The 18,011-nt window shown below is 37.0% G+C and carries 16 protein-coding genes; 8 read left to right on the top strand and 8 right to left on the bottom strand.

The features are described from left to right. The first annotated feature begins 17 nt into the window (after window positions 1–17). The 3 genes from MKY80_RS01770 to nhaC all read left to right on the top strand — a co-directional run bounded on the left by MKY80_RS01770 (window position 18) and on the right by nhaC (window position 3,209). Window positions 18–161 carry a hypothetical protein gene (locus MKY80_RS01770; RefSeq protein WP_008176247.1) on the top strand — a complete coding sequence of 48 codons (144 nt, stop codon included), beginning with the start codon at window positions 18–20 and terminating at the stop codon, window positions 159–161. Window positions 162–350: 189 nt separating this feature from the next. Beyond that, a complete protein-coding gene (locus tag MKY80_RS01775) occupies window positions 351–1,460 on the top strand; it encodes an amidohydrolase (protein WP_342531691.1) in 1,110 nt (369 codons plus the stop codon). Window positions 1,461–1,760: 300 nt separating this feature from the next. Further along, entirely contained in the window at window positions 1,761–3,209 is a 1,449-nt protein-coding gene (gene nhaC, locus MKY80_RS01780) for a Na+/H+ antiporter NhaC (protein WP_008176244.1), read from the top strand. A gap of 56 nt (window positions 3,210–3,265) precedes the next feature. Here nhaC and MKY80_RS01785 read toward each other — a convergent pair whose 3' ends face one another. Further along, window positions 3,266–4,507, bottom strand: a complete 1,242-nt coding sequence (locus MKY80_RS01785; protein WP_342531694.1) for a hypothetical protein — start codon at window positions 4,505–4,507, stop codon at window positions 3,266–3,268. 80 nt (window positions 4,508–4,587) lie between these two features. Here MKY80_RS01785 and MKY80_RS01790 point away from each other — a divergent pair, with 80 nt between their 5' ends. Together MKY80_RS01790 and MKY80_RS01795 are read left to right on the top strand one after the other, a co-directional pair. Then, window positions 4,588–5,700, top strand: a complete 1,113-nt coding sequence (locus MKY80_RS01790; RefSeq protein ID WP_090002420.1) for a dipeptide epimerase — start codon at window positions 4,588–4,590, stop codon at window positions 5,698–5,700. 11 nt (window positions 5,701–5,711) lie between these two features. After that, entirely contained in the window at window positions 5,712–6,392 is a 681-nt protein-coding gene (locus tag MKY80_RS01795) for an N-acetyltransferase (protein WP_090002422.1), read from the top strand. Between the two features lie 60 nt (window positions 6,393–6,452). On the opposite strand, the gene MKY80_RS01800 is transcribed toward MKY80_RS01795, so the two are convergent. After that, window positions 6,453–7,163: a hypothetical protein gene (locus MKY80_RS01800; RefSeq protein ID WP_008176238.1), complete on the bottom strand. Its 711-nt coding sequence runs from the start codon at window positions 7,161–7,163 to the stop codon at window positions 6,453–6,455. Window positions 7,164–7,287: 124 nt separating this feature from the next. Here MKY80_RS01800 and MKY80_RS01805 point away from each other — a divergent pair, with 124 nt between their 5' ends. Next, window positions 7,288–7,713, top strand: coding sequence for a DUF4395 domain-containing protein (locus MKY80_RS01805; RefSeq protein WP_342531700.1), 426 nt, complete (start codon window positions 7,288–7,290; stop codon window positions 7,711–7,713). 291 nt (window positions 7,714–8,004) lie between these two features. On the opposite strand, the gene MKY80_RS01810 is transcribed toward MKY80_RS01805, so the two are convergent. From MKY80_RS01810 to MKY80_RS01820, 3 genes are all read right to left on the bottom strand, one after another. Next, the gene (locus tag MKY80_RS01810) at window positions 8,005–8,967 is read right to left on the bottom strand and encodes a multidrug resistance efflux transporter family protein (RefSeq protein WP_342531702.1); all 963 of its coding nucleotides are present in this window, start codon (window positions 8,965–8,967) and stop codon (window positions 8,005–8,007) included. Window positions 8,968–9,116: 149 nt separating this feature from the next. Next, window positions 9,117–10,346, bottom strand: coding sequence for a peptidase T (gene pepT, locus MKY80_RS01815; protein WP_008176232.1), 1,230 nt, complete (start codon window positions 10,344–10,346; stop codon window positions 9,117–9,119). A gap of 29 nt (window positions 10,347–10,375) precedes the next feature. Then, window positions 10,376–11,026 carry a lysoplasmalogenase gene (locus MKY80_RS01820; RefSeq protein WP_089985943.1) on the bottom strand — a complete coding sequence of 217 codons (651 nt, stop codon included), beginning with the start codon at window positions 11,024–11,026 and terminating at the stop codon, window positions 10,376–10,378. Window positions 11,027–11,388: 362 nt separating this feature from the next. Here MKY80_RS01820 and MKY80_RS01825 point away from each other — a divergent pair, with 362 nt between their 5' ends. Then, window positions 11,389–13,068, top strand: a complete 1,680-nt coding sequence (locus MKY80_RS01825) for a tripartite tricarboxylate transporter TctB family protein (RefSeq protein WP_043990097.1) — start codon at window positions 11,389–11,391, stop codon at window positions 13,066–13,068. A gap of 44 nt (window positions 13,069–13,112) precedes the next feature. On the opposite strand, the gene MKY80_RS01830 is transcribed toward MKY80_RS01825, so the two are convergent. Together MKY80_RS01830 and chrR are read right to left on the bottom strand one after the other, a co-directional pair. Then, window positions 13,113–13,538 carry a hypothetical protein gene (locus tag MKY80_RS01830; protein WP_008176226.1) on the bottom strand — a complete coding sequence of 142 codons (426 nt, stop codon included), beginning with the start codon at window positions 13,536–13,538 and terminating at the stop codon, window positions 13,113–13,115. Window positions 13,539–13,749: 211 nt separating this feature from the next. Continuing rightward, the gene (gene chrR / locus MKY80_RS01835) at window positions 13,750–14,481 is read right to left on the bottom strand and encodes a class II chromate reductase ChrR (RefSeq protein ID WP_008176223.1); all 732 of its coding nucleotides are present in this window, start codon (window positions 14,479–14,481) and stop codon (window positions 13,750–13,752) included. 366 nt (window positions 14,482–14,847) lie between these two features. On the opposite strand from chrR, the gene MKY80_RS01840 reads away from it, so the two are divergent. Next, window positions 14,848–16,368, top strand: a complete 1,521-nt coding sequence (locus MKY80_RS01840) for a succinate CoA transferase (protein ID WP_008176221.1) — start codon at window positions 14,848–14,850, stop codon at window positions 16,366–16,368. Window positions 16,369–16,448: 80 nt separating this feature from the next. Here the strand turns inward: MKY80_RS01840 and MKY80_RS01845 are convergent, their stop codons facing one another. Further along, window positions 16,449–17,930, bottom strand: coding sequence for a DASS family sodium-coupled anion symporter (locus MKY80_RS01845; protein WP_342531708.1), 1,482 nt, complete (start codon window positions 17,928–17,930; stop codon window positions 16,449–16,451). Window positions 17,931–18,011 lie beyond the last annotated feature (81 nt).

An 18,011-nucleotide genomic window follows, 5' to 3' on the forward strand; every position in this document is an offset into this window, starting at 1 on the left:
AAAAGAGGGGTGATACAATGGGTAAATTGTTAAATTCTAAATTTGAGACATACTTAATGGATCAAGAATTTGACCGTAAGGAAGAGGAAGAAAGAAATGAGGAGTCATTAGCAATCGTGCAATATGAGGAATATCCAGAAGGATTTTTTACAAGTTTATAATAAATACTTGATGGCTATGTTGAAAGAGATAATAACTTTTAACATAGTCCATTTTTTTGTGTCCTTGCAATTTTAAGTGGCATATAAATTTATTAAGCTACTTCATATTAATGGGTCTTACTGCGTATATACTTTTATAAAATAGATTCATGTATAATGAGAAACAAAAATGCGTATAGAGGTGTCGTTATGTCAAAAGCTATAACATTAGAAGAAACAATGCATCAATGGTTTGAACATTTTCACAAATACCCTGAAGTGAGCTGGAAGGAGTTCGAGACGACAAAAAAATTAGCGTCAATCTTAGACGAATTGAATGTTTCTTATCGCTTGCTTGGGGATGTACCTGGATTAATTGCAGAAATTGGAGCAGGTGAAGAAGTTGTTGCGGTACGTGCTGATATTGATGCTTTATGGCAAGAAGTAGATGGGAAGTGGCAGGCAAATCATTCTTGTGGACATGATGCTAATATGACTATGGTGCTTGGCGCATTATTACTACTTAAAGATCAACCATTGCAACATCGCGTCCGTTTTATTTTCCAGCCTGCCGAGGAATTAGGGAATGGTGCAGTCGCTGCTTTTGATCGAGGAGCTGTTGAGGGAGTATCACATTTATTTGGTGTACATTTAAGACCTATTGAAGAGCTACCCCTTGGTAAAGTTTCACCAGCTATTCATCATGGTGCTGCCTATTTCCTAGATGGGACTATTCAGGGAATTGACGCTCATGGGGCGAGACCGCACCAAGGGAAAAATGCTATTGATGTCATTATGGCTGTTCAACAAATGCTAAACAGTATTCATCTATCGCCTTTTGAGCCACATTCTGCCAAGTTAACAAAAATTATAGCGGATGGCGGTAGTACAAATATTATTCCAGGGAATGCTAGTTTCTCGATGGACATTCGAGCACAGCATAATCAACAACTTGAATTACTTCGTAACAAAATTGAGTCTGGCTTAAAATCAATTCAGCAACAATTTGAAATTGATATGAATTGGAAGTGGCTTGATTTCACACCAGGCGCGGAGGTGTCAACAATTGCTGCAAAAATGGCGAAAGAGGCAATTGTTCAAGCATTGGGCGAGGAATATTTAGCAGATGAAATAACGACTCCAGGCAGTGATGATTTCCATTTTTATACCGTGAAGAAGCCAGAATTAAAAGCGGCAATGATTGGAATTGGGGCAAACTTAACACCAGGATTGCACCATCCTAAAATGACATTTGATCGTAGCGCATTAATGGATGCTGCCAAAGTACTTGCCTGCGTATTAGAAAAAAAACCTGAATAAAAAAATATTTTTTTAGCTATATGAAAAATGCAATAATTTTTTCATATAGCTTTTTTTGCATGAACATTTCTTTAAATGCATGAACATTTCTTTAAATGCATGGATATTCAAGGGTTTGCGGAGCTTTTTATTGCTACTTGAAAGCGTTTTATTGCCCTAAAACAAAGGGATTTGCTAGAGAAGCATAATTTTTTTGCGTTGACTTTTAATTTTTTGAATATTAAGCTAAAAAACGTAAAAAATTATTTGCGTCTTTGAAAAACCGAAAAGGGATTTGGTGCAAAAAAAGGGGATGGAAAAATGAAAAAGGATATAAATGCGGGCTGGGCACTACTAACTTTTGCAATTATGATTATTACAATGTTGATTACAGTAGTTGTTTTAGAGCAAAGTCCTCACGTACCTCTTCTTGTCGGCACAACTGTAGCAGCAATTGTTGCCAAAATGCATGGATACAAATGGTCTGAAATTGAAGAAATGATGTATAAGGGGATACGTTTGGCATTACCTGCCATTGTCATTATTATTTTAGTAGGTTTGACAATTGGAGCATGGATTGGCGGCGGGGTCGTAGCAACGATGATTTTCTATGGCTTAAAGCTAATATCTCCAGCGTGGTTTTTAGTAACAATTATGCTCTTATGTTCCATCGTGTCATTAGCTATTGGTAGTTCGTGGTCGACGATGGCGACAATCGGTGTCGCAGGCATGGGTATTGGTTTAAGTATGGGTATTCCAGCAGCTATGATTGCCGGTGCGGTTATTTCAGGTTCTTACTTTGGAGATAAAATGTCACCATTATCAGATACAACGAATCTGGCAGCTGGTTTAACAGGTACAAATTTATTTGAACATATTAAGCATATGCTTTATACAACGATTCCAGCGTTAATTATTTCACTTGTTGTTTTCGGATTTTTGGGTAGAAAATTTGCAGATGTTTCGATGAAATCAGAAGAAATTTTAACAACGTTAAAAGTGATGGAAGAAAGCTTTGTTATTTCTCCTTTACTATTACTTGTACCAGTGGGTGTTATTGTTTTAGTAGCTAAGAAAGTACCAGCAATTCCAGCTTTAATTATTGGGATTGTATCAGGTTTCTTACTACAAATTTTTGTACAAGGCGGTTCGGCTGCAAGTGCTGTACAAGCATTACAAGCCGGATTTGAAATCTCGACAGGCAATCACATGGTAGATGATTTATTTAACCGTGGTGGTTTAGATTCTATGATGAATACGGTTTCAATGACCATTGTGGCGATGACATTTGGTGGTATTCTAGAATATTCAGGGATGTTGAAAGCCCTTATGAATGTAATCATGAAGTTTGCTAAATCTACGGGGAGCCTTATTGCTTCAACAATTGCAGCGTGTGTCACAACGAATGCAACGTGTTCAGAGCAATACATTTCAATTGTAGTCCCTTCACGGATGTTTGCAGGTGTCTATCAGCAACGAGGCCTACATTCTAAAAATCTATCTCGTGCTTTAGAAGATGGGGGAACATTAACATCTGTTTTCTTCCCATGGAATACTTGTGGTGTGTTTATTTTAGCGACATTGGGTGTAGGCGCTATGGAGTATGCACCATATGCCATTCTTAATTTCATGGTACCTATTATTTCCATCATCTATGGATATATTGGTTTTGCTATTGTTAAATTAACGCCAGAAGAAATGGCGGAAGCAGAGAAACGTAAAAAGGAACAAGAAATGGAAAACACTGATAATATGGTAATGGTTGATTAATCATATGAATTCTCGTAGATGCTTAGCATTTACGAGAATTCCTTTTATATAATTGGTTAATAGGTGGCGAAATTTAATTCATAAATGGTGCGAGGTCGACCCTGTTGATGTGTCATTTCTTCGCCAACGACCTTAGCGTAACCTTGATCTACTAATTTTTTTATAATACGCTCAGTTGTACGTCTAGTAACCTGTAGGTATTCTGAAAGATTCTGCGATGTAAATTGTGCGGATTGCCTTTCATGACTAAAATTGATGATTTTAGAAATATTTAATGGACTTAAGCTTGTGAGTTTGGCCATTTGTAATACATAAGGATCATCTGTTTTTAAAGATAATTTACCTTCTGATTTGGGAAAGGGACCTAAAAGGTTTTTATGTTCATCCAGAATATAAATCTCAAATGGTTTCGAAAATGTTAAAGCATGCTGAGCATTTCGGGTGGCTTCTAACATGGAGTGACCATACCCGAAGGCTAGTTTAATTGGTATTTCAATTTGTTTAATAAGCTCTTTTAAAGTTTCCTTTACAAGTGCATTTTGTAAATGGCCAGCAGTTGTATAAAGCTCAAAGGTTTGTGATGAAATTTGTTTATATGTTGAAAAGGTAGCCTTCGCAATTTGATTTAAAATAGCTGAATCAATGGAAGAATCAGTAGGGAATTCTAAAAATCCAACTACGGCCTTAAATGATTCGGATTTTGTTAAAAGTGATTTTGATTTGGTTTCTTCGAGACATTGAATAATAGAATTCGTGGCATCTATCATGCGCATGGCAGGTATTTGATGTGCTTGTAATGTATCAAAAACACTGTGGATACTTGTAATCACGAAATCTATGCTTTTGGTATTCCACAGCGCAATGTGACGCTTTAGAATATGTTCTGTGGGTTCTGTAATAGAAATATGTTGAATATGTGGCTTCGGACCCTTATAGTCAATTTCTGTTAAAACATTATCAACAAATGCTGGATTCATTACATCAATTGAAATTCTATTGATTGGTATAGCATGTTTAGCTACTAGTGATAACAGAGTTGTAGAGATAGTTGTTTCATCTTGTTTTATATAATTCCAAGGTATTGGTATTTTCGGTAGGAGAGATTGAGCATGTAAAAAGGGTAATGTACCTCCGAATAAAAGAGCATCACATGGTTTAATTTGCTTCATTAAAATTGGCGCCTCAGAGGGGTGGTTGTATAGATAAAATTCTAATTGAATATTGTCTATATTTTGTGCGATACTAATAATACGCTTCATAAATGCTTTAGAACAAATAATCGCTATTTTCGTAGACATGGGCATCGTTCCTTTTCTATTTTTTTAAATATTTAGCGACGTATTAGCGACGTATATAACGACGAAGGAGACTGATTATTATGAAAATCCAACAAGTAGAAATTTATGCTATACATTTACCGCTAATTGATCCATTTATCATTAGTTATGCTACATATGATACAATGCCTTCTATTATTTTAAAAGTAACAACTGATACTGGTATTGTAGGTTATGGTGAAGCGGTTCCTGATGAACATGTAACGGGTGAAACATGGGAAAGTACATATGCTGTGCTTCAACATCATCTTGCACCTGCTGTTATTGGTGAAGATCCCATGGCCTTTGAAAAATTGCACGATAAAATGAATAAGATTGTAAAAGATGTTCCGGCAGCAAAGGCAGCTATTGATATTGCTTGCTTTGATATTGCTGGGAAAGCATTGGGAGTTCCAGTATATCAGCTTTTAGGTGGGCGTTATCATGAAAAATTCCCTATTACACATGTGTTAAGTATTGGAACGCCCGAGGCAATGGCTGAAGAGGCTGCGAAGCGTGTAGAGATGGGGTATCGTTCATTTAAAATGAAGGTAGGTACAGAGGTAACCCGTGATGTTGCTCGTATTAAAGCAGTAAGACAGCAAGTAGGTGAAGATATCGCCATCCGAGTAGATGTCAACCAAGGGTGGGAGAATGCTGCAACTACATTACAGGGCTTACGTGCAATGAAGGATTTAAATATTGATTGGTTAGAGCAACCCGTTGATAGTGAAGATATCGATGGAATGGTTGAGATTAAGTCAAAATCTGATGTACCTCTAATGATTGATGAAGGGATTCGAGGAGTACGTGAAATGCGTGAAATCATCGCCAAGCGTGCTGCAGATAAAGTAAATATAAAATTAATGAAATGTGGAGGCATCTATCCTGCAATGAAGCTAGCAGTTATGGCAGAAATGGCTGGTATTGAATGTCAAGTTGGTTCCATGGTAGAGTCCTCTGTTGGCTCTGCGGCAGGTTTCCATGTAGCATTTTCTAAAAAAATTATGACAAGTGTTGAATTGACAGGGCCATTGAAGTTCTCAAAAGATGTGGGTAATCTTCATTATGATGTTCCTTTTATCTGTTTAAATGAACAACCGGGTCTCGGTATTGATGTAGACGAAGCTGTTATGAAGGAATTGTGTAAGTTTTCAACTGTTGTCACAGCCTAAGGAGGCGAAACATGGAAAAAATATATGAAGGTATGCTAGGAGAGACTCCATACTTTGTCACAGAGTTAACAATTCAACATTTACAACAAATCGAAGACTTGCAGGTGGAGGTTTATGAAGCTTTAGCTGATAAAAGCATCTTACAGCCATTGAGCACCGAGGAATTCGAATTTATTCTAAATGGACAAGGTATGATGATAGGCGCCTATGCAGGTGAGAAATTGATTGCCTTCCGTGCCCTATTAAATCCTCCTATTGATGAGGAACATCTTGGGTATGATTGTGGAATTCCTGAGAGCGAATTTAATCGAGTTTTATATCAGGAGATTTCTAATGTTTCACCAAAGTACCGTGGCTACGGCTTACAAAAAACATTAGCGACAATAGTGATGAGTAACATCGATGTGGAAAAATACGATTATGTATGTTCAACAGTCAAGCCATTAAATATTCCGAGCTTAAAGGATAAGTTCGCTCAAGACCTTGTTATTAAAGGATTAAAAATTAAATATGTAGACAAACTACGTTATATATTCTTTAAGGATTTACGTCAAGAGCTCCCTTTATTGACAGAAAAACAAGTAATCAACATGAAAGATACAGCGGCACAACAGCAGCTTTTGAAGCAAGGCTTTCTTGGTACGTCTATGTATGCGGAAAATAATGATTGGTTTGTAGTATACGAAAAATAACATACAAAGCCTTAGCTTTCACATGTATTTGTGGAAGTTAAGGCTTTTTTTGTCTTGCTATTATTTCTTCATTGGACAAAATCCGCATGCCATTAATCCCGGTATATCTTTCGAAAAACAACACGATTTACGGACAGGGACATTGACTAAATTTGTTGGACTTAGACCCCCTGTATATTGTGCCCACCAAGATTTATTAGAGAAGCGTGCCCATGTTTTAGGGTCCTCCAATATTTCTATATCGTCCATAGCTTGATCGGCTAAGCCAGGGTTCGATAGTAAAATATGATAATGCCATAGTAAATAGCCAAAGAAATTTTCCCATATAGTAAGAGGGGAGATTGAAGTTACTTTTCGAAGTTGTTGAACAATCACATGACCATCGTATAGAATTTTTTCAATGACCACCTGACGTTCATTCTCCTCAACATAGCGCCAATCATTAGGATTAACAAACATAGCGACTGTAAAGCTGTTGAATTCCTTGGCAGCATCGAAGCGTAATTCAATTGGCTTTCCATCCCACACCTCGTCATAAGCGGCGAGCATATAAAGCTGCATAGCAAAAAACATCCCATAGCGGCGTGCGAAGTGAGAAATCGCGGCAGTTTCCGTAGCGGCGTCCGTGATACCCATCATGAGATTTAAAAAATCAGGATGGTAAAAGTCTTTATGTATATCAGCTAAAGTAAATAACGTTCGCTTTGGTTCCGTTGTATAAATACTATAGGAGTTTAATTGTTGAACTTGATCCATCGTTAAAGCTGGCATGATGATCCCCTTTTCTTAAGAGCTTTCGTAATTCAATTATAAAGTAATCATTTTTGCTTCACAAATGGAATGCCATATAGTAAAATACATTAAACATATAAGAAAAGTGGGTTTTAAAGTGTAATTGCCTCATGCAATTCCTAGACCACTGGTACGACTTAATCAATGGACGATACTATTAAGTGTGATCGCCACATGGATTACAGGAATTATATGGATTTTAGCCATTCCATTGGTTGCGAATTTATTGGGTGTCTTCTTTAACTATAACCCCATTATTCGGTTTGGGAGTTTGTTTCTCAAAAAAGCTCCATCTACCTATATACCAGAGGATGCACAGCAACAAAAATTTAATTCGAGTATAGCTAGCTTTTGTTTAACGGGTGGCTTGTTAGGTTATCTATTAAATTGGCAGGTAGTAGGTCATATCTTTACGGCAATGGTAGCAATAGCTTCTTCCATTGCTATAGCAGGTTTTTGTATAGGTTGCTTTTTACATTTTCAATTGAAGCAATGGCAGTACCGCCGTTCGTTAAAAAAATCTTTTTAAAAAATTATTAGATTATTGTTGACAATTTAATTGATAATGATTATCATTATCGTATAAAGATTATTCCTCCACTACAATACAGTGTAGAGAGGATGAACTTTAGCTACTTTTCTCCAGAAGTTTGCTAGTTCATGATTACGCTCCTAAAACCCCCCTCATTTTTTGGGAACGTGAAAATCTCAGACGACTCTTTCTATTATAGAATGGAGTCGTCTTTTTTTGAATTTATCTGTGGGGCAGACGTTTCAATTTTCATACTGCCAAGAAAAAAACAGCCCTCCAAATGAGCTGTTAGGAAGACAGCGTTTGTTGGGCAGTACTTTTTCTCCCAAGAATCATTGTGTAGTAACTGTGCAGTAGCATTCCGACAATAATGACACCTAGACCTGCCAGGGCAATCGAGTTAGGGAATGGAATACCTAATAATATTACCTCACTAATAATGACAAAAAGAATTTCTGTTGACTGTGTCGCTTCAACCGCTGCTAGTTTGCCCTGATGATCTTTTACACGATCTGTTGCAATGAAAAATAAAATAGTTGCTATGACGCCTGAGCTAATACCCACAAGTAATGATTGGAATAACTGGCCTGTTGAAGGTAGGCCAACTGTGAACAGGGCATAAATAGCCATGATAATCCATGCTGGCATCGAAGCGATTGTCATACCAAGAACACGTTGGAAGGTATCGATACGCCCTCCACAGACGTCCATCATTTTACGATTGCCGAGAGGGTAAGCAAATGCAGCGACGATGACAGGCAAAATCCCTAGCATTAAACTTTTAAATGAAACCGATTGTGCCTGAGGTATTTGGATTAGTAAAATACCTACTAAAATGACACATGAGATTAGAAGGGAAATGAATGGTATTTTTTGACGCACTTTTTTGCCAGCAATAACTGTCATAAAGAGTGGAGCTAATAATACGCCAGCAACAATGGTAAATTGCCAAGTGCCAGAAACTAACCAGCCTGGGCCAAATGCAGCGGCATAGGTTAACGGTGCATAGAATAAGACAAATCCTACAAAGCTCCAAAGAAGCCAAGCTGTAGGCTGTACTTTTATCTCATTAGATAATTGTGAAAAGCCTCTGCGATAAAACACAATGATAAGTAAAAAAGGTAGCATGAAGAAATAGCGTAATGACGCGCTCCATAGCCAGCTACCACCTTGCATTTCCATGGCATGATTTAAAATAAATGTTACAGCAAAAAAAAGGGAAGCTACTATGCCTATAGCAATTTCTTTCATTATGATCACCTCGATTTGAGTTCATCACTCAAATTCTTTATGTAATTAGAATATTCAGTAATTAATATAGAAAAAACGACGAAGAAAGGAACTAACCTTTCTCCGTTATATTTCAAGTCCCTTAAAGAACTACTTTGGCACAAGATAAACTATTCTGCACGTTGTTCAAATAGCTGAACGATTTCAATGATGACTTGTGTTGCCTTTTCCATTGTTTCAGCAGATACATATTCAAATTTACCATGCATATTTTCGCCGCCAGCAAAAATATTTGGTGTTGGTAAGCCCATATAAGATAATTGTGAGCCGTCAGTACCACCGCGTATAGGTAGGGTAATTGGTGTAATATCTAATTTTTCCATAGCCTCACGAGCGATGTCCACAATTTCTTTTACAGGTTCGATTTTTTCGCCCATATTATAGTATTGATCCTCGATAGTAATGCTTAAAGCATTCTCACCAAATTGCGCTTGAATTTTGGCTGCAGCATCTTGCATTAACTGTTTTTTCTCTTCGAATTTTTGACGATCATGGTCACGAACGATATACGATAGCTCTGCATGCTCGATAGCCCCTTTAAAGCCCATTAAATGAATGAAACCTTCATAACCTTCAGTCTTTTCAGGAACTGCTTCTGTAGGCATTTCATTTTGGAAGGCAATAGCCATTGTAATGGCATTGACCATTTTATTTTTTGCAGATCCAGGATGGACGCTTGTTCCTTTTGTGACTACCTTTACGCCAGCAGCATTGAAGCTTTCGTATTGTAGCTCACCTAATGGTCCACCATCCATTGTATAGGCATAGTCTGCTCCAAATGCAGCCACATCAAATTTATGTGGGCCACGGCCGATTTCCTCATCAGGTGTAAACGCCACGCGTAATTTACCATGCTTAATACTTGGGTTTTGGATAAGGTATTCCATAGCTGTTATAATTTCAGCAATACCAGCCTTATCATCTGCTCCTAACAATGTCGTACCATCTGTCGTAATAAGTGTTTGACCAATGTAATTTTGAAGCTCAGGGAAATCAGTTGGTGACATCACTAAGTTTTTGTTTAGCTGAATATCTCCACCTTCATAATTATCTAAGCGCTGCGGGTTAACATTTGTTCCCGTAAAATCCGTAGTTGTGTCCACATGTGCTAAAAAGCCGATAGTTGGAATATCTTTGTCTGTATTTGCTTCTAGTGTCGCAAATAAATAGCCATTTTCATCTAATGTAATGTCTGTTAAGCCTACAGTAGCAAGTTCATCTTTCAAAACATGTAACAGATCAAATTGTTTTGGTGTAGAAGGAGTAGTTTCGCTTGTGAAATCTGATTGTGTATCAATTTTTGCATAACGTATTAATCGCTCAATTACTTGTTCTTTCATAAGTATGGCCCCCTAATGTGTATGTGTAATTATTGTAACACTTTACTTCGGATTTCGGAATATTGAAGAATACTTAAAGCTATGAGTAATTGGGCACTATAATAAGTCAGCATAATGACTTCATGTGAAAAAGCTAATGGCATTACAAATTTATTAATAGATAAATAGGAATCTGAGGCGATAAATAACAAAGCACCTATTGTTGCGAATTTAGAGCCAGTTTTAATTGCTGTCCATCCCATCGTTAAAATGACTGCAATATAGGCGATCACTGCAATAGCTAAAATCGTTTCACCAGTTTTGAAAACGGATCCTGCAATCCAAATGGCCATTCCTGCTCCGTACAGTAATAAGATTATTTTTGCCCATATTGGTACTGGTTCCTCGTTTGCAGATGAGAAGGCAAAAATATAAAAGATATGGCCGATTAGAAAACTAGTTAGCCCAATTAAAAACCATTGCAATGTATAGTCGCCAATCATACAAAATACTAGACCTATAATAATCAATAGTTGATATTTTTTTTTATGTACGGGTTTCTGAATGGCCGCTAAAATAATCATCAACAACATCGGGATGACCTTAAAGATTAGTTGTAAGCTTTCTGGAATATGAGAAAAAAGAAAAATGTAATACAACCCAAATAAAATAATGAAAGCAATTAATATTTTTTTAAACACTATTTTCAGCTCCTTTTCTATTATGAAATTCTTTCTTTATGATAGAATTCCTTTATTTATCTATGCAGCCAACATTTTTTATCTGATAGTGAAGAGCGGGGACTCACCTCTTTAAGTAACGAGTCGACAGGGAGAGTGAATCTAAACGATATTGAAATAAAGGATATGCAAAACAATACGTCCTTTGGATATTCCGGTGGTCCAACATTTTGATGGCGAAAATCACCATCAGATGTTATAGACTTTAAAAATACCTGGACATAAAGACGCCTACATGTAATTTAATATACCTTATGTATGAAACTTTTTTAGTATGTAACCGTAAATAAGAAGACAGAAAGCTTTAAGAGAGGATGAACCAAATGACTAAGCTACTAATAGCTTCTGCAGTCATTGCATTAATCGCGAGTGTGTTAGTAACACCGCTTATTACTAAGAAGCGAGAAGATGGAAAATCTAGAAAGGTGATAGGATACTTTTTTATTGGTGTCTTTGTGCTAGGGTTTTTAGCAACAGGAATCACTTTGTATGTAACAAAAATTGACGTCAATTGGCTTGTTTTCTGGCCAGCTATTATTTTATTAACGTTAATTGGTGCAATGCTTGCAAGTGGCATTGAACGAAAAATAAAAGGTGTTTTATTTTTAGCGAGCCTAGGTGTTGCAGTCTATGTTCTATCAGCACCATTATGGAATGCGAATGAGAAATTTAAGTCTTCAGAAATGAAGGAAGAAGTGGAGCTAAAGCCGTTTGATGAGACACAGACACCTGCAAGTGTTCCACCAAAATTTGCTCGTAATAAAATGAAAAAGGCATTCGGGCAAGTACCGAATACAAGCTATTATGAATTAGGTCGTTTACAAATTCAAAAAGTAAAAGGTGAATATGTTTATATCGCACCAGTTGAATTTTCGGGATTCTTTAAATGGATGAATGGTGATACGACACCTGGTTACTTTATTATGAGTGCTACAGATTCAGCAGATAATCCTAAATTTGTAAAAGAGGAAATGAAATATGTTCCTTCAGCCTATTTAAATACCAATTTAGAACGTCATATTCGTTTACAACATCCATTCCTTATATTCTACGGAGATGTACAACTTGAAGTAGATGATGAAGGGAAGCCTTATTACATTCGCTCATATGGTGAATTTATTTCTGGGCGTAATGGCTTTGATGTAAAAGGTATTGTCTTGGTCGATGCACTTACAGGGAAGTCAGAAGTAGTTAAGCTTGATGCTATACCTGAATTTATTGATGGTGCAGTTTCACCTGAGACTGTAAGCTTACAGAACAGTTATTTCGGTAATTATGTTCATGGTTTTTGGAACAGTATGTTTGGTAAGAAAGATGTGAAAATTCCTTCGGACGAAGGTACAGAATCGAATGTCAGTCCTATTTTTGATGAAAAAGGCGATATGTATTACTTTACCGATTTTACAAGTCCTAAAGAAGGCGTAGATTCCATGTTAGGTTATTCCTTAACGAATGCAAGAACAGGCGAAGCAACCTATTACACAGGTAATCTAGATTCAAGCTATATGGACTCACAGGGGAATTTGCAAATTATCGAAAAGAAATTTATTGAGAAAAAATGGGCTGGTGAAATGCCTGTATTATATAATTTTTATGGAGAAGCTAGCTGGCTGACAGCGGTGCTTGATTCAAATGGATTTTTACAAAACTATTTCATTGTTTCAGCAGCCAATCCTGAAATTTCTGTTTACGCTACCACTCCAAGAGAAGCACTGAAGCTGTATAAAACTGCTTTAAGTCGTGGAGGAAATACGGTAGATGGTAGTTCAAATGCAGAAGAGAAACAGGCTAGCGGAAAAGTTGTCCGAGTTTACAAGGAACGACTTGGTGATTTTACGACGATTTCTTTCTTATTAAGCAATGGTGAAAATTACTTAGTAAGTGCCGAAACAGAACCTTTAGCTATTTATTTACAAGAAGGTGACGAGGTTATTATCAAATATGGTGACACAGGGGAGCAATTCCTGCCAGTCCGTTCTTTAATTATTAAAGGCTTACAATAAAAAAGTAAAAGACGATCTTGTTCGTTATATCAAGAGCGTCTTTTTTATGTTCCTTCGTTTTCAATAAAGCTGAGCATTTTTTCTCTATGGTTTATAAAGAGTGTTTTTGCATGATCATTTAATGTGAAAGTGTCTTGTAAGTATCCTTTTAGCAATTTTTCCTCGTAGGCAAAAGACTGGTTGTCCTCATTTTCTAAAATAAAGGATAGTAGAAGAGCGTGTAATACTAACACTTCTAAATTTTGAGTATTAGTAATAAATTTTAAATTGAGGATAGAGGTATGGGCAACAAATTGATTGACATAATCTATCGCATATTTATAAACGGCTATATCTGTTTCAGGCTCAAGTCGTTTTCTTAGTTGAGTGCAAGCAGCATTTAGTTCTTCAATTTTTAAAAATAAACCTCTTACACTTCTCTTATGTTGTTGTTCTAAGGTACGAGCAAGATGTTTATTGATATAGGACATTGCTTGTATAACTCCCTTCGTAAATAAGTAATCATTTATTAATATGAATGGAATTGTTTGAAAATGGAAGAGTCTTTACGTTTAATTTATTATTGTACTTAATAGATATATCGAGACATAATGACTAGAGTTTATACAAATTAGTATCGATATTATGAAAAAAATGGGGTTATTATCATTCGATAGTAACCCCATTTTAGAAAAAAGTTGTTTATTTCCAGTTAAATCCTTTCGTAGCTAAAAAATCTTTTATATGAGGACGACGTTGCTCAATTAAAAAATCAGCCATTTGCTTTGTCCAATTATCGATTTTTCTGTTAGATGATCGACTATTATAATAGGCTTCCATTGTCTCATTATATGCTGGTAAAAGTTCATCATACTTCTCGGCATTGTATTCATTTTCATGTAATACGGCAGACACAGGCAAACGTGGTTTTACCTCATTACGACGAACAGGTACACCAATTGTTAGACCGAACAACGGGAAAACGTGATCAGGTAAATTAAATAAATCGCTTATTTCTGAAGGGTTATTGCGCACTCCTCCAATATAGCAAATGCCATATCCCATTGATTCTGCTGCAATAACAAAGTTTTGTGCAAACAATGATACATCAGCAACTCCAACAAGGACATTTTCGGCTGAATCTGCCACGATATCTACTCCCTCTAACTTACCTGCCATTTGTAGGCGTTTGAAATCAACGCAAAAAACAAAGGCTCCACCAGAAGTTTCATACTGACGGGGATTCCCAGAGAGTAATCCTAATTTCTCTTTTTTGTCTGCATCTGTTACCCATATAACACTATAGGCTTGCACAAAATGTGACGTGGCAGCCATTTGGGCTGTTGCGATTAATTCTTCAATAATTTCTTTTGAAATCGGGTTTCCATCATAGATTCTTACTGAAGAATGGTTTCGTAATAATTCTTTAACCATTTGTCTACTCTCCTTTGTCACTTATATATCAAGAGCATAGCACGCTTTCCAATCAAAATCGATTAAAGAGGGGTAGATAATTATATTTAAATAGTTTGGAAATGTAGAAATTATCTCGGAAAGTTAAATATTTCATTTGATATAGATTAAATATTCTAAATAGTATAAAATTATATAATCGGCTTTTTATTTGGTTGTGCTACCAAAAATTAGATTATTCTTATGCAGAAGAGGAGTGGGGTTAGCTCTTTTAATTAAGGATAAAGCCTCCTGCCTATTTGTTTGAAGCAGAGGTAATTTTGATGACAGAGATAATGGAACCAAATACTAGTTGAACAAAAATAAAGTGGGATGGAGGAATAAGGAATGGAAGAAAAGTTAGCGAAAAAGCTTCGTCATGAGCAATTACGAGGCAAGGTTGTAACAGCAGAAGAAGCAGCATCTTGGATTAAGGATGGCATGGTATTAGGGATGAGTGGTTTCACTCGTGCTGGAGATGTAAAAGTTGTACCTCTTGCTCTTGTAGAGAAAGCTAAAAAAGAGAGCTTCCAGGTAGATATATATACAGGAGCATCTCTAGGCCCTGAGGTAGACCAATACCTAGCGGAGGCTGGCGTTATTCGCAAGCGAGGACCTTTCCAGGCAGATGCTGGTATTCGCAATAAAATTAATAGTGGTGATATCACATTTGTAGATGCACATTTATCTCATAATGCGGAGTTGGTTCGCCAAGGCATTATAGGACCTATTGATTTTGCAATTATTGAAGCGGCTGCTATTACAGAAGATGGCTTATTAATTCCTACAACTTCAGTTGGTAACTCTCCGATTTTTGTGCAAGAGGCAGATCAAATCATCATTGAATTAAACATAGCACAACTTGATGCATTAGAAGGTGTTCATGATATTTTCGTTCCTGCACAACAGGGGAAACGGGACCCAATCCCTTTGCAAAATGTGTCTGATCGTCTCGGTACAATTGGTATTCCGTTAGATTTAGATAAAGTAAAAGGTATCGTAGTTTCTGATATTTTAGATGCGCCATCAACGATCGTTCCTGCTGATGAGGAAACGGATATTATGGCTAATCATCTGTTAAACTTCCTACGAGAAGAGATTAAAGTTGGACGTTTAACAACAAGCTTGCGTCCAATTCAATCTGGGGTTGGATCAGTGGCGAACGCAGTGTTACTTGGTTTTAAAGATTCTGAGTTTGAGAACCTAGAAGTATTCTCAGAAGTACTTCAAGATGCAGTATTTGAATTAATCGATGCAGGAAAAGTGAATTTTGCTTCTGCTACTTCCATTACCCTCTCTGAACAAGTAGGAAACCGTGTTTATGGGAATTTTGACAAGTATGCGGATAAATTAGTACTGCGTCCACAAGAAATTTCTAACCAACCAGAAATTATTCGTCGACTCGGTTTGATTTCAGTAAATACGGCATTAGAAGTTGATATTTACGGAAATGTTAATTCTACACATGTTTCTGGCACTAAAATGATGAATGGTATCGGGGGATCGGGTGACTTCGCCCGCAATGCGCGTTTAGGTATTTTTGTGACTAAATCCTATGCTAAGGGTGGGAATATTTCGAGCATTGTCCCAATGGTATCGCATGTGGATCATACAGAGCATGATGTTGATGTTATCGTAACAGAGCAGGGAGTGGCTGATTTACGCGGGCTTGCTCCGAGAGAACGTGTAGGTCTAATTATTGATCATTGTGCTCACCCTGACTATCGTGAGCAGCTATGGCAATATTTTAACGACGCTAATGAGGCAACTGGTGGACATCATACGCCACATGATCTTGAAAAAGCGCTGTCATGGCATGTCAATTACGCAAAAAGTGGGACAATGAAAGACCCAGCTTTATCAAAATAGAATTCTAATAAAAAGGCCTTGAAGGACAGCTGCTCCCTCAAGGCCTTTTGTTGTATAAGTTTATCTAAGACGATTAGAGTTTAAAGTAGGCCAATCCATTTCCAATAAGTTGCAGAGAACAGCAAAATTAGGAGGAAGCCGAGAATCGTTAGTGGGATACCTGATTTCAGGAAATCCTTTGTTGTAAACGCTCCTGTACCATAGGCAAGCATATTTTGTGGTGCACTAATTGGTAATAGGAAACCAAAGCTAATAACAAATTGTTGTACAATAACAAAACCAACCTGATCAACATTAGCTGTTAATGTGGAAGCTAACACGATAAACACTGGTATAAGTGCAGAGGCTAAGCTTGTTGCACTAGCAAAACCTAAATGAATAAGAATATTAAATAATGTTACGATAGCAATCGTAGCAAGAATTGGCATAGTATCTAGACCGAGTGAACCAAAAACTTTATCTGATAACCATGATGCACCTTTTGTATTCAGCAAAATAGTTCCGAGCATAATACCTACTGCAAAGACAATGATTGTTCCCCAAGGGATATGAGGTTCAACTTCCTTCCATGAATAAACGCCGATTTTAGGCATTAGTAGTACAGCAATGGCGATAATTGTAACCGTTGTTGTATCAAATGGATGGAGCTTGCCTTCCGTTGCCCAGAAAAATAGTAAAACTAATGATGTAACGATCAACCGAATCTCAGGTGCTTTTAACGGCCCAAGCTCAGCCAATTGTTTCTTGATGACTTCTTTACCACCATCAATATTGCTCGTCTCAGGCTTAATAAGCGTAATCATAATGAAAAATAAGGCTACTGACATAATAATCGAGAATGGGGCAGCATAAAGTAACCAAGCACCCCATGAAATATTCACATTAAATTGCTCTTGGATGAAATTCAAAGCAACCATATTTTGCGCTGCCGCAGTTTTAATACCGATATTCCAAATGGAGACGGCTTGTACAGAAGTAATAACGAGTAAAGCAGCAAGTCGACTATCACGTGGTAAACCGAATGCTGCGACCATTCCAAGAAGAATAGGGACTACTGCGCCAGCACGTGCAGTAGCTGAAGGAACAAAAAATGCAAGGGCAATTGAAACTAATATTGCACCGAAAACTATGGCTTTTGTTTTTGTTCCTACAAGTGAAAGAATCCAAAGAGCAAGTCGTTTATGCAAATTGGTAATTTGCATGGCTGCTGCTAGAAAAAGAGCCGCTGCTACTAGGGCCACGGCAGAGTTACTAAAACCACTTAATGATAGTTTTAAGGCGCTAGCAGTACCTAGTTGTGTTGTTGGATCATCCATGGATGGTGCAAGTCCTAGTAAAACAGTGACGAGTGCGATAATCATTGCAGAGCTAACAGGATATGAAACGGCCTCTGTTACCCACAGGATAACCGCGAAAGCTAAAATGGCTAAAGCGCGCTGTCCGGATACAGGTAGCTCACCGTTATTAGGTAAAAAAATAATGATAATTAATAAAGCAAAAGCCAACCCAATCCATAAAGGCTTTAAATTACGCTTCGTTGTTGTTTGTTTAGGTGAAGACATATTTTCTCATCCCTTCTACGTCTACGTAAAAATGACGGTTATTATCCATAACATCGGTCAGTATAATGTTTTTTTAAGATA

This window comes from Lysinibacillus sp. FSL R5-0849 (assembly GCF_038595075.1).
Taxonomy (GTDB): Bacteria; Bacillota; Bacilli; order Bacillales_A; family Planococcaceae; genus Lysinibacillus; species Lysinibacillus fusiformis.

Coding starts and splice junctions, on each gene's coding strand:
- pepT (WP_008176232.1), bottom strand. CDS start 10,346: ATGAAAGAACAAGTAATTGAGCGATTAATACGTTATGCAAAAATTGAT.
- MKY80_RS01810 (WP_342531702.1), bottom strand. CDS start 8,967: ATGAAAGAAATTGCTATAGGCATAGTAGCTTCCCTTTTTTTTGCTGTA.
- MKY80_RS01830 (WP_008176226.1), bottom strand. CDS start 13,538: ATGTCCTATATCAATAAACATCTTGCTCGTACCTTAGAACAACAACAT.
- MKY80_RS01790 (WP_090002420.1), top strand. CDS start 4,588: ATGAAAATCCAACAAGTAGAAATTTATGCTATACATTTACCGCTAATT.
- MKY80_RS01845 (WP_342531708.1), bottom strand. CDS start 17,930: ATGTCTTCACCTAAACAAACAACAACGAAGCGTAATTTAAAGCCTTTA.
- MKY80_RS01800 (WP_008176238.1), bottom strand. CDS start 7,163: ATGCCAGCTTTAACGATGGATCAAGTTCAACAATTAAACTCCTATAGT.
- MKY80_RS01825 (WP_043990097.1), top strand. CDS start 11,389: ATGACTAAGCTACTAATAGCTTCTGCAGTCATTGCATTAATCGCGAGT.
- nhaC (WP_008176244.1), top strand. CDS start 1,761: ATGAAAAAGGATATAAATGCGGGCTGGGCACTACTAACTTTTGCAATT.
- chrR (WP_008176223.1), bottom strand. CDS start 14,481: ATGGTTAAAGAATTATTACGAAACCATTCTTCAGTAAGAATCTATGAT.
- MKY80_RS01840 (WP_008176221.1), top strand. CDS start 14,848: ATGGAAGAAAAGTTAGCGAAAAAGCTTCGTCATGAGCAATTACGAGGC.
- MKY80_RS01775 (WP_342531691.1), top strand. CDS start 351: ATGTCAAAAGCTATAACATTAGAAGAAACAATGCATCAATGGTTTGAA.
- MKY80_RS01785 (WP_342531694.1), bottom strand. CDS start 4,507: ATGTCTACGAAAATAGCGATTATTTGTTCTAAAGCATTTATGAAGCGT.
- MKY80_RS01770 (WP_008176247.1), top strand. CDS start 18: ATGGGTAAATTGTTAAATTCTAAATTTGAGACATACTTAATGGATCAA.
- MKY80_RS01795 (WP_090002422.1), top strand. CDS start 5,712: ATGGAAAAAATATATGAAGGTATGCTAGGAGAGACTCCATACTTTGTC.